Source organism: Flavobacterium poyangense, from assembly GCF_011751075.1.
Lineage (GTDB): Bacteria > Bacteroidota > Bacteroidia > Flavobacteriales > Flavobacteriaceae > Flavobacterium > Flavobacterium poyangense.
The window spans coordinates 65496-77907 of the sequence record NZ_JAALLN010000001.1; the positions used below are offsets into that span (position 1 = coordinate 65496).

7 protein-coding genes are annotated in these 12412 nt (G+C 34.8%); 6 read left to right on the plus strand and 1 reads right to left on the minus strand.

Annotated features, from left to right (window positions below; all coding sequences use genetic code 11):
• Positions 1 to 250: 250 nt before the first annotated feature.
• Positions 251 to 1240 (minus strand): AraC family transcriptional regulator, encoded by a 990-nt coding sequence (locus G3A47_RS00295; protein WP_166919323.1) that lies wholly within the window; start codon positions 1238 to 1240, stop codon positions 251 to 253.
• Between the two features lie 228 nt (positions 1241 to 1468).
• Here G3A47_RS00295 and G3A47_RS00300 point away from each other — a divergent pair, with 228 nt between their 5' ends.
• From G3A47_RS00300 to G3A47_RS00325, 6 genes are all read left to right on the plus strand, one after another.
• The gene (locus G3A47_RS00300) at positions 1469 to 3841 is read left to right on the plus strand and encodes a TonB-dependent receptor (RefSeq protein ID WP_243860359.1); all 2373 of its coding nucleotides are present in this window, start codon (positions 1469 to 1471) and stop codon (positions 3839 to 3841) included.
• A gap of 78 nt (positions 3842 to 3919) precedes the next feature.
• Positions 3920 to 5089, plus strand: coding sequence for a PepSY-associated TM helix domain-containing protein (locus tag G3A47_RS00305; RefSeq protein WP_166919325.1), 1170 nt, complete (start codon positions 3920 to 3922; stop codon positions 5087 to 5089).
• A gap of 7 nt (positions 5090 to 5096) precedes the next feature.
• Positions 5097 to 6200: an alpha/beta hydrolase gene (locus tag G3A47_RS00310; RefSeq protein ID WP_166919326.1), complete on the plus strand. Its 1104-nt coding sequence runs from the start codon at positions 5097 to 5099 to the stop codon at positions 6198 to 6200.
• Between the two features lie 189 nt (positions 6201 to 6389).
• Positions 6390 to 8735, plus strand: coding sequence for a TonB-dependent siderophore receptor (locus G3A47_RS00315; RefSeq protein ID WP_243860360.1), 2346 nt, complete (start codon positions 6390 to 6392; stop codon positions 8733 to 8735).
• A 389-nt stretch (positions 8736 to 9124) separates the two neighbouring features.
• Positions 9125 to 9850 (plus strand): DUF4198 domain-containing protein, encoded by a 726-nt coding sequence (locus tag G3A47_RS00320; protein WP_166919330.1) that lies wholly within the window; start codon positions 9125 to 9127, stop codon positions 9848 to 9850.
• A 271-nt stretch (positions 9851 to 10121) separates the two neighbouring features.
• Positions 10122 to 12386 carry a TonB-dependent siderophore receptor gene (locus G3A47_RS00325; RefSeq protein ID WP_166919332.1) on the plus strand — a complete coding sequence of 755 codons (2265 nt, stop codon included), beginning with the start codon at positions 10122 to 10124 and terminating at the stop codon, positions 12384 to 12386.
• Positions 12387 to 12412: the final 26 nt, after the last annotated feature.

Here is a 12412-nt window from a genome sequence, read left to right on the forward strand (position 1 = left end):
AAAACGATTATTTGTTAGTCTAAAAAAACAATTCGTGCAATTAGCGGCAAACTTTTTTGCTCACAACCAAATTTATTTATGTGTAAACCTAAACTAGATCATTGAACAGTGAATCAGAAAAAAAATCCTTTAAATCTGTGAAATCTGTGGCTATTTTTTTTTTGCCACAGATTAAAAAAATTAGAATGATTATTTGTTAGTCTAAAAAAACAATTCGTGCAAATTTGTGCAATTAGCGGCAAAACTTTTATTACTGTTTCAATTTACTGGGCAAATAGCCAAATGTCTTTTTAAAAGCAACGGTAAAATGATGTTGATTTTTATACCCCAATTCCTCAGAAACAGCACAAATCGCATAGTCTTTTTCTACCAGTAATTGTTTAGCATACTCCATTCTGACAACTGTCAAATAATTAAACACTGTTGTATTGTACACTAATTTAAAATACTTTTTAATCTTAAAATTATTCAGTCCAACCTGAGCTGCGATGCCCGCCAGTGTTAGTTTCTCTTTAAATTGCGTTCTTAAAATATGCTCTGTTTCCAGAATTTTTGCATAATCAACGGCACTTATTTCAACGTTTACAGAAGTATTTTCCTCTTCATTGATAATCGTAAACAAATACGAAAGAATCTCTACAATTTTCGATTCTAAAAATGCCTTTTTGATCGCTCCCGAATACGAACATTGCAAAATATCCTCAATCAAAATTGTCAGTTTAGGCGAAATACTTTTACTGGTATCCCACATAACGTAGGCGGTCTGATTTGTTATTGCGTCTGCCAGTAGTGGTATTGTTGTTTTTAAATTAGGATAAAACAACTTCTCTAAATACTCTTCTGTAAACGTAATTTCGAGCGTTTTTCTTCTTTTGGTTCTGTAGTTCAGGACACCTTTTATTTTGGGCAAATAAAACAGATTATAGTGCCCTTGCGGAATGTAAATTCCTCGCTGAGATTTATCTTCAGGGCAATACTCGTTATCCCCTTCCATTTCGATATGGAGCTTTACAAACGAAAAGTCATGTTCGACTTCAATAGCATACGAATCATTCTCCATGGTTAGATCTCGCGCTACCACATGAATTCCGTTAAGCATAATATCAGTAATTACACCTTTGATTCCTTTGTTATCAAAATTTATCTTTTTCTCAATAAGATCTTCTTTATTAAACCGAATAGGATCATTTACTACCACCACTTCTTTTTTGAAGATATCGCTTCTCATCATTGTTTTCATTGGCCCTTTATTTCAATTTTTTTATCGCGTAAGATAGTGCTTACATTCCCTTTAACCTTTGCAACTCCCTGAGGCTAGGCAAGTTTCACATAATCCCTTTTGCGTTTATATTAATCCTCTTTGCGTTTATTATGTTTTTATTAACAGATTACTTTTGCGTAAAATTATCAATTTATAACTAATCTAAATAAGGATAAAATGTTTTTTATTAAAACCAAAACAAAAAAAATGTTAAACAAGCTATTTTTAGGAGCAATACTGCTTACTCTGTCTATGACACAGGCATTTGCACAACAGAATACCGGTTCGATAAAAGGAACCGTAATCACAGCAGATGATCAAAACGCTGCATCGGTAAATGTAATTATATCTGAATTAAAAAAGTCAGCAACTACAGATGAAAATGGAGTATTTATTTTTCACAAAGTACCAACAGGAACCTATCACATTGAAATTAATATGGCGGGACATACGCCATCAAAACAAGAAGTAACAGTAACTACAGGAGAAACTGCAGCAGTTTCTTTTCAACTTCAGTCTTCCTTAAAAGAATTAAATGAAGTGGTTGTAGTCTCTGCTGCTAAAAAATTCGCAGAAAAGAAAAGTGAATATGTTGCAAGACTTCCTATTAATAATCTTGAAAACCCACAGGTTTATACGGTAGTACCGAAAGAACTTCTTCAGGAGCAAATCGCAGTTGATTTCAGAAGTGCATTAAATTCAGCACCGGGATTAAATAATGTGACTCAAAGTTTAGGATCAGGAGGAATTGGTCTGAGTATCAGAATGCGCGGTTTTAGTGGTGCCTCTGCTGCAGGATCTATCCGAAATGGAATGAATACCAACTGGGTAACTTTAAGTGACCCTGTAAATCTGGAAAGCATCGAAGTCATAAAAGGACCATCTGCGACATTATTCGGATCTGCTTTAACAACTTATGGGGGGCTTATCAACCGTGTAACCAAAAAACCATTTGAGTTTACAAAGGGAGAAGTGAGCTACACCACAGGAAACTGGGCACTAAGTAGAACGACTATCGATTTTAATACGCCTTTGAACGAAGAAAAAACAATGCTTTTTAGAGTAAATGCTGCTCTTGACAATCAAAAAACATGGCAAGATCAGGGGAAAAGCAACACCTTTATAATTGCACCTTCGTTTACCTATAAAGTAAGCGATAAATTAACTTTAGATTTTGATGCTGAATTGTATAAAGGGAGTCGTAACTCAAGCTGGATAGGTCTTGGATCCGGAAATCCAACGGCAAAAAATATAGATCAATTGAATTTTGATTTCAAAAAATCATACACATCAGACGATTTACAATCAGAATCTAAAAACACCAATATTTTTGCCAGAGCGACCTACCAACTATCTGATAATTGGGTTTCGCAAACCAATTTTTCAAATGCGTATACAGATAACAAGGCCAACTATTTATTTTTATTATTTAATACCGCAGCCAATAGCGATATAACTTTACAAAGAAGGTTAATGAACATTAATAGTGTTTTTAAAACAACACAATTGCAACAAAACTTTGTCGGAACATTTAAAACCGGTAGCATAAAACACCGTGCCTTGATTGGACTTGATTATACTTACATCAGCACCAACGACAACAGATGGACTATTAATTCATACGATGCTGCAGCCGGCAATCCTGCACTTGCAATCAATGGAAATGCTCCATTTATCAATATGGAGAAATACAAACAGATGATTGCAGCTCTACCGGCTCCAAGTGTAGTTGGTAACAGAGATTTTAGAACCCTAAGTGGTTATGTATCCGATGTAATAAACTTTACCGACCAACTTATTGCCATGGCCAGCGTGCGTGTTGATCGTTATGAAAACAAAATTGCAAAATACAATCAGATTGCTGTTTCACCAAAAATGGGCTTAATTTATCAGGTTGTCAAAGACAAAGTGTCCTTATTCGGAAATTATATGAACGGATTTACGAATGTAGCTCCGGGAACTACAGCTGCAAATCCAACGGAATTAACTGAATTCAAACCGGAACAAGCTAACCAAATAGAAGGTGGTGTGAAAGTTGAATTATTAGGAGGAAAGCTAAACGGAACCTTAAGTTACTATAATATTGAAGTAAAAGATAAAGTACGTACGGACCCAACCAACAACTTGTATTCGATTCAGGACGCTACGCAAAAAAGTAAAGGTTTTGAGGCTGACTTAATCGCAAATCCAATTAGAGGTTTACACATTATTTTAGGATACGGTTACAACGAAAGTAAATTTACCAGAACAAATGCAGCAACGCAGGGAAAAACACCTTACTCTACTCCTGCCAATGTAGCGAACCTTTGGGTTAGTTATAAAATATTAGATGGAAAAGTAAAAGGACTTGGTTTTGGCTTTGGAGGTAATACACAAAGCGACACCTTTATAAATGACACTAATACTTTTAAAGTAAACGGCTATACCGTAATGGACGCCACTGTTTTTTACGAAAGACAAAAAGTTAGATTGGGTCTGAAATTGAACAATATTGCAAACAAAGAATACTGGACGTCTGATTACTGGGCTACTATGATGCCAACAAGACATTTAGTTGCTAATCTTTCTTTCAAATTCTAATACAATCTTAATTTGTTTTTTTTTCCAAGCTGGTCTATCGTTTACGAAATGCCAGCTTGGTTTTTATCGTTTTATATTATGACTAACAATCCCATTAAAAGAACTGAAAAAAAAGTTAAACAAAAAAGCAGATGGAGCAAATTAAATCATTGGCTTCATTTATGGTTAGGACTAAGTTCCGGTATCATCGTTTTTATCGTTTCGCTTACCGGAATACTATTTATTTTCTGCGATGATATTATCGACGGTTTAGCTTACGATGCCTTATACGTAAAAGAAGTTAAGGAACAAAAACTTAGTCCGGAAGAAATCATAAAAGCTTTTAAAAAACAACGTCCTGATCGAAAAGCAAGTTATTTCATTACCTATCGCGATCCGAAACGAAGTATAAAACTGGCTTCTTCGACCAAAGAAAGAGATTTGCAATTCTCATGGATTGATCCTTATACGGGAAAAGTTCTGACTTCGGGAAAAGCTTATGATTTCTTTTATGTGGTTGCGCATGTACACAGTGGTGAAATGCCATTTGGGAAAGTGGGGCATTTAATTGTAGAAATTGCAGTATGGATCTTTCTAATCGAACTGATCACCGGAATTATCTTATGGTGGCCCAAAAAATGGAATCGCTCTACAAGACTTCAGAGTTTTACCATAAAGAAAAATGCCAGTTTTAAGCGCCTTAATTACGATCTGCACAATGTTCCCGGTTTTTACAATTTACTACCGGCTCTGCTCATAACTATTACAGGCTTAGTTATTGTCAATAAAACGCTAAACAAAACCACGCACAAAGTATTTGATGGATTCCCCCGCTCCTACGCAGCAATGCGCGATATCAAGCCGGAATATGACAGTACCAAAACATTTGCAGACTTAAGTCCAATAATAGAACGTCTGTTTTTAAAAGATGCAGCTATAGAACAAGTTAAACTTTCGATAGCAACAAAAGACAGCATCACAAGTCTGTCCGCAGTAGCAGCCTCCGATATTGGTTTAAAAGGTGTTCAAAACGGAAAGACGTTTTCGATCAACCGCTACAGTGGTCAGGAAATTGAAATCCCGGTAAAAGTGATGAACGGCTTATACATTGATGAAACAACTATGAATCTCCACATTGGCTTTTGGGCCGGATGGCTTGGAAAAATTTTCACTCTGATCGTCGGTATAGTCTGTATGTTTCTGCCCATAACAGGATTCTTAATTTGGTACGGTCGCCAAAATAAAAAGAAAAAAACTTCACTTAATTAATTAAAAAATGAAAAAAATATTCCTTGTCCTTATATTACTCTCATTCACTGCTGCGTTTTCGCAAGACAGTATTACTATTGGCAGTAAACACCGTATTTTTTCGAAAGCGTTGAATGAAGAACGCAGTTTCTGGATTTATTTGCCACCGGATTACAACAATAGTAAACTAGCTCCTGCAAAATATCCCGTTGTTTATTTATTGGATGCCGAAAATAACTTCCACTCCTTTACCGGACTTCAACAATCATTGGCCAAAGGGCCGTATTCTATGACTCCTCAAATGATTGTAGTAGGCATCACCAATACAAACCGTACGAGAGATTTAACTCCAACTGAAGCAAATCGCCAGGCTTTTTTTGACAAAACTAAAAAGCAGTTTCAACAAAGCGGTGGCAATAAAAATTTCATTACTTTTTTAGAAAAAGAACTCAGACCATATATAGATACCAATTACAGAACTTCTGGTTACAATGTTTTAAACGGACATTCTTTTGGTGGTTTGACTGCTGTTAATATTCTATTGCACCATACTACTTTATTTAATTCGTATGTTATCATCGACCCGAGCCTTTGGTGGGACAATGAAATTATGAATAAAAAAGCAGATTCTATTTTTAACAAAAAAGATTTTGACAAAAGAAGTATTTATCTGGCTATGGCCAATAAAAAAAGTATTCCTCAGGATACGACAACCGATATGGCAAGAGGAATTAGAAAATTTGAGAAGTTACTGACCATTAAAAAACCTAAAAATCTTCGATGGAATTTTAAATATTATGAAAATGAAGATCACGGAACTATTCCTATTCCGGCCGAATATGACGGTTTGCGTTTTATTTTTGAAGACCACCTGGTTCAGGTAAAAGAAGCCATACAAGATCCTTCATTGGTAGAAAAACAATATGCAAAACTTTCCGAACAACTTGGCTTTGCTTTTATCCCCTCTGAAAGTTATCTGAACTGGATGGGAAATTATTGCCTGGGAGCTGATCGAATAGATAATGCTGTTCGTTTTTTCAGAATGGCAAAAAATTATTATCCATTAAGTGTAAATGCCTCAGCAATATTAAATCAGACAATCGAAAAGCAAAAAGTAAAAGACAAAAAATAGCTTAAAGAATTAACCTACTTTTCATTCGAAAAATCTAAAAAATCACCCAGATATAAAGCGTTATTGGTATTTAATCTAAATAAGACTTGTTAAACAAATATTAAATTTTACATTTGCAATTATTTTTAACAAGTCTAAATAATAACCAACGAATTTTATAAAATGAATGAATTGAAGTATTGCAAAAAAATGATGCTTGTCTTAAGTATTTTCATGCTTTCTATAGGAACTTCTTTTGCACAACAGGGAGGAACTATAAACGGAAAAATTGAAACCAGCGACGAAAAAGCTGCAGAAGGAGTATCAGTTTCTATTAAAGGAACAAACAAAAACACAATTGCCGGAAACAACGGATTTTTTGAATTAAAAAATGTTCCCACAGGAACTCAAACCTTAATCGTTACGCTGGTAGGTTATAATGACCTTGTACAAGAAGTAACCATTAATGCCGGAGAAACTACTAAGTTAAATTTAAAATTAGATCTGTCTAATACCGAATTAAATCAGGTGGTGGTTTTGAGTAATAAAAGTGCTTTTAAAACCAATAGAATCTCATCCTCACTTCGTTTACAATCCGCTATTATTGAAATCCCGCAAAATATTCAGGTAATTACCGGAAAATTAATGCAGGATCAACAGATTTTTGATATGCTTCAAGGCGTTACCCGCAACGTGAGTGGTGCTACAAGAGTGGAACACTGGGACAATTATGCTAATATCACAATGAGAGGAAGTCAGGTTGCTGCTTTCAGAAATGGTATGAACGTTAGTACAACTTGGGGACCATTGACCGAAGACATGAGTTTGGTAGAAAGAATAGAATTTGTAAAAGGACCGGCAGGTTTTATGCTTGCAAACGGAAACCCAAGCGGATTTTATAATGTTGTCACTAAAAAACCAAGTGGAAGAAACAAAGCCGAAGCAAGTTTATCTTACGGAAGTTTTGACTTCTACAGAGGAACAATTGATTTGGACGGAAAATTGACTAAAGACGGAAAACTTTTGTACCGTTTTAATGCTATGGGAGAAAAGAAAAACAGTTTCCGCGATTTTGATTTTAACGATCGCTACACTTTTGCTCCGGTTTTAAAATATGTACCAAATGACAAAACTGCTATAACACTTGAATATACGCAACAATTTTCTAAAGTAAATGCAATTGGTAGTAATTATTTGTTTATGCAAGGTGGTTTTCAGGAATTACCAAGAAGTTCTACTACATCAGAACCAAATTTCGATCCAACAAGACTGCTTGAAAGAAGTATTTTAGCTATTTTTGAGCATAAAATTGATGATCACTGGAAAGTAACTTTACAAGGATCTTACCTGAATTTCAAACAAGAAGGATTGTCTTTATGGCCTTCCGGTTTTGAAAAAAACAAAGTTGGAATCCTAAAAAGAGCAGGTAGTATTTGGGATGTTTTAGGAAAAACCTATATGGCTCAAGCTTTTGCAAATGGTTCTTTCCAAACAGGTCCTATTTCCCACAAAATATTAGGAGGAATAGACATTAGCGACAAAGCCTATTACCATGATTTTGGACAATATTTTGTAATGTCTGACTTAGACATCTACAATCCGGTACACGGGACTCTTGCAGAATCTCCTGTTTTTGACAGAAGTAAAAGTTTAAAAGAAAGAGGTACCGCATACAAAAACAGCTACGCAGCAAGCTACATACAAGACGAAATAGGTTTCTTTGATAATTCACTTCGTTTGACATTAGCAGGAAGATTTACACTACTAAAAACTGCTGATTATTCCGGTGGAACGTCCAATGAAAAATTTACTCCTCGTGTAGGGTTAAGCTATTCTTTAGACAAAAACAATGCTTTTTATTTTGTACGTGATCAATCATTTACAGAAAACTATGGAACAAACTGGGAAGAAAAAAGTTTTAAACCACAAACAGGAACTAATCTGGAACTAGGTTATAAAAGAGACTGGTTTAACGGAAAATGGAACTCGGTTGTCGCAGCTTACCAAATTACGATGAACAATGTACTTACACCAGATTCAGATCACCCATATACCGGTTCTAAACAAAATTTTAGAGAAAATGGTCAGCAAAAAGTAAAAGGTGTTGAAGTTGATGTTAGAGGAGAAATCCTTAAAAACTTTGATGTTATCTTAAATTACGCCTTTACAGAAGGAAAAGTAACAAAAGACGAAAGTGTACCTAGTACAGTTGGAAGCCAAATCCCTGGATCTACAAGACATATTCAGAGCACTTGGTTAAACTATAGATTTGACCATGGCTTATTTAACGGATTTGGTGCTTCATTAGGTTACCAATATCAGGTAAAAAGAGCACCATGGTTTATTTCAAATGGAAATACTGATACCTTACCGGATTATTTCCGTGTAGATGGAGGTTTATCTTATCAGAAAAAGAAAATTTCTGTAAACCTTATCGTTAATAACATCTTCAACAAATACTTATTTTCAGGAGGTTATTACGATTATTCTAAAATGTATTATCTACAAGCCGAGGCAGGAACCAACGCAAGGGTGACTGTTACTTATAAATTCTAATCCTAAAATAAAATCCCTTATAACTCAAAAGGTTTAAGGGATTTCTTTTAAATAATTTAAGTTACTAGTTGTGAAATGTATATTGTATACTATGAAATGTAAAATGTAAAATGAGATATGCAAACCTGAAAGAGCACATGCTTTAATTAATGGGTTTTCTTGTCTTTAGCGAAGCGATAGAATTAGATGAATTGTTACTGTATTTCATTGCTCTGCCGCAACTATATGTTCATAGAAAGTTAAAATCAATTAAATAAAACTTATTATTTTTCACATTTCACACTATACATTTCACACTATACATTTTACATTTTACAATATACATTTTACAATATACATTTTACAACTAACAACTTGAGCTAAATATTAACCCTAATCCTATTTTCACTATGAAATCAAACACTTTAAAAACAATAGCATTTTTATTTTTAATGTTAGTTACTGCTCCACAATTATTTGCTCACGCCCTTTGGATTGATACTAAAGCTACCGGAACAAAAGGTAAAGCACAGGAAATTTCAATTTACTTTGGAGAATTCTCTGAAAACGACATTACAAAAGCAGACAAATGGTTCTCTGATTTAAAAGACTTCTCTTTGGTATTGGTAAGTCCATCAAAAAAAGAAACTAAACTAACGGCGAAAGCTTTAGACAATAGATACCAGGCTTTTTTTACACCAGATGAAGATGGTGTTTATACGATTGTAATGCACCATACAGTAAAAGATGTTTATGGTACAATGAAATTAGATTACAACTCAAGCGCTACTGTAACCGTTGGTAATAAAGCTTCAGGAAATATTGCAACGGCCAATAAAAATCAGATCAGTGTATTTTCTGAAAATGCAGATACTGCCAAAAAAGATCAAAAAATAACGGGACTTGCGTTATATGATGGTGCAGTTGCAAAAGAGGCCAAAATCAAAGTAATTGCTCCAAACGGATGGGAAAAAGAACTTTGGACAAACGATAAAGGAGAGTTTTCTTTCACTCCTATCTGGTCTGGAAATTATATGGTAGAATATGCACATACTGATAAAGCAGAAGGCGATCATAACGGTAAAAAATACAATGAAATCTGGAAAATGGCTACGTACCAAATTGCGGTAAAATAAATAGTGCAAACAGGAACAACTAGATTCCAGATCATTAGAATAATTTTGTGAATTATTCGCTTCACGAGATATTCATTTTCTTTAAAACGAGACCTATTTTTTTAAATACGTCTCGTTTTATTTTATAAGTGATACTGCTGTTTACTATCTCACTAAATTAAAATAACCCTAAGACAATCTTAAGACAACCTTAAGACAAATAAATTTCAATAGCCGGAGTTCAGGACTACTTTTGCGAAAAATTATTTTTATTTATTCCAAATAAGTCAGTATGAAATATATTCTACTCTTCGGATTATCTATTCTAAGCCTAAGCTCTTACAGTCAGCAATATACAGCCAATGATAGTGGTAGTTCGATAAACGATACCGTAAAAAAAAGAAAAGGTGAAGTTCTTAAAGATGTCATCATTACAACCAACAGAGAACCTAAACCGGTTACCGCAGTTCGTTCGGGGTTAAAACCAATGGACAACCCTCAAAGCATTCAAGTGATCGGTTCTGAAGTTATAGAACAACAACAAGCTATTCGTCTAAGCGATGTTATCAAAAATGCCAATGGTGTATATGTAAGCTCCGCTCGTGGTGGTGCTCAGGAATCCTTTTTCTCAAGAGGATATGACATGTCTGCCAATAATATGTTTAAAAACGGTTTTCGTTACAATTCCGGTTCTATTCCTGATGTTTCAGGTTTAGAGAAGGTTGAGTTTCTTAAAGGTGGTTCTGCCCTACTATTCGGAAATGTAGCCCCGGGTGGAATCTTAAATCTGGTTACTAAAACACCACAATTTAAATCAGGTGGTGAAATTTCCATGCAAATAGGAAGTTACGCTTACTACAAACCTTCTTTTGATTTTTACGGTCCGCTTAGTAAATCGGTAGCTTTTAGAATAAACGGTTCTTATGAAAACTCTGAAAGTTTCAGAGATGTAGTAAAAAACGAACGTGTTTATGTTAATCCCTCTTTACTTTTTGTAATTACCCCTAAAACACAAATCACCGTTCAGGGAGATTATCTAACAGCAGATTGGACTCCCGATTTCGGAACAGGGATTATAGGAAAAGAAATCCTTGATTTACCTCGTAATACTTTTTACGGATCACTTTGGTCTAATGGTACTACCAAATCGTCAAGTGCTTCGATCTTATTGAATCATGATTTCACTAAAAACTGGAAACTTAATTTCAATAGTTCTTTCCAAACTTACGACAGAGCGCAAAAATCGACAGCTCAATTATCGGGCTTAGATGACCCTAAACTATATCCGGTTCCCGGTTTCTGGAACAGAGGATTGGTTCAGACTAAAAACTTAGAGCAAATTTTGGGAGATCAATTAAGCTTACAAGGAAACTTTAACACAGGGTCTGTTAAACATCAATTATTTGCTGGCGCAGATTGGGAAAATTCATTCGCAACAGCCTATACTTATGCTTTTACTCCTGCAACTTATGATAGAATCAATCTTTTTGATTTCGATCCATCTATGCAGAGAAACGATATTCCAAACGCCAGAACTACTCAGATTGGAAAAACAGAAACCAATCGTTTTGGGGTATACTTTCAAGACTTAATTTCTGTTACAGAAAAATTCAAAGTATTAGCTGGTCTTCGTTGGTCTTGGCAAGAAGCAGAAGTTACAACTTATGCGGAAAAGCTTGATAAAGGCGTTCAAGTACTAACTCCGGAAAATGCAACAGCAGTAGTTGGTCCAAAAAAATTAGATAATGCTTTTTCTCCAAAAGTAGGATTAGTATACCAACCTACAAAAGAAATCTCTTTATTTGGTAGTTACTCTAATTCATTTACACCAAATACAGGAACAACTGTTGACTTAAAACCAATAGAACCTTCTATCATTGACCAATACGAAGCAGGTATTAAAACCGACTTCTTACAAGGAATGATAAGCACAAACGTTGCAGTTTACCAAATCACCAACAGCAATCTGGCTCAAACAGCAGAATTTGATGCAAATGGAGCATTAAATGTGAACAGTCAATTAAAAGTATTAGGTGGAGGAACAAAAAGTAAAGGTATTGAAGTTGACATTACCGCAAAACCATTGGAAGGTCTTTCTGTAAATGCCGGTTATAGTTATAATGATATGCGTTATACCAATACTTCAGGAACAAGCGGAAGTTTTGTTGAAGGAGATCGTGTTGCCAGAACTCCAAGAAATACAGCCAACTTAAGCTTCTTTTACAGAGTCCCTGAAGGAATGTTAAAAGGCCTTACTTTTGGTGCCATCGGAAACTATATTGGTGATCGATTAGGCGGATGGAATGATGATTATCTATGGACAGAAAATAAAAACTCAAATCCAAAAACCTATACGGTAACCATTAGAGATCGTGATATTCCAATTGAAGGATACACCACCATTGATGTATCTGCCGGTTATGAGTGGAGAAAATTCTCTATTTTATGTAAGCTGTCTAATATCACAAACGAATTGAATTACACGGTTCACGAAAATTACAGTGTAAACCCAATCGCACCACGTCAGATTATGACAAGCCTTAAATACAAGTTCTAAAATTTTGAATTAGACTTTAAACTTCC

What these genes read in the sequence shown, in the direction of transcription:
- G3A47_RS00320 (WP_166919330.1), top strand. Translation starts at nt 9,125, where the DNA reads ATGAAATCAAACACTTTAAAAACAATAGCATTTTTATTTTTAATGTTA.
- G3A47_RS00315 (WP_243860360.1), top strand. Translation starts at nt 6,390, where the DNA reads ATGATGCTTGTCTTAAGTATTTTCATGCTTTCTATAGGAACTTCTTTT.
- G3A47_RS00305 (WP_166919325.1), top strand. Translation starts at nt 3,920, where the DNA reads ATGACTAACAATCCCATTAAAAGAACTGAAAAAAAAGTTAAACAAAAA.
- G3A47_RS00295 (WP_166919323.1), bottom strand. Translation starts at nt 1,240, where the DNA reads ATGAAAACAATGATGAGAAGCGATATCTTCAAAAAAGAAGTGGTGGTA.
- G3A47_RS00310 (WP_166919326.1), top strand. Translation starts at nt 5,097, where the DNA reads ATGAAAAAAATATTCCTTGTCCTTATATTACTCTCATTCACTGCTGCG.
- G3A47_RS00325 (WP_166919332.1), top strand. Translation starts at nt 10,122, where the DNA reads ATGAAATATATTCTACTCTTCGGATTATCTATTCTAAGCCTAAGCTCT.
- G3A47_RS00300 (WP_243860359.1), top strand. Translation starts at nt 1,469, where the DNA reads ATGTTAAACAAGCTATTTTTAGGAGCAATACTGCTTACTCTGTCTATG.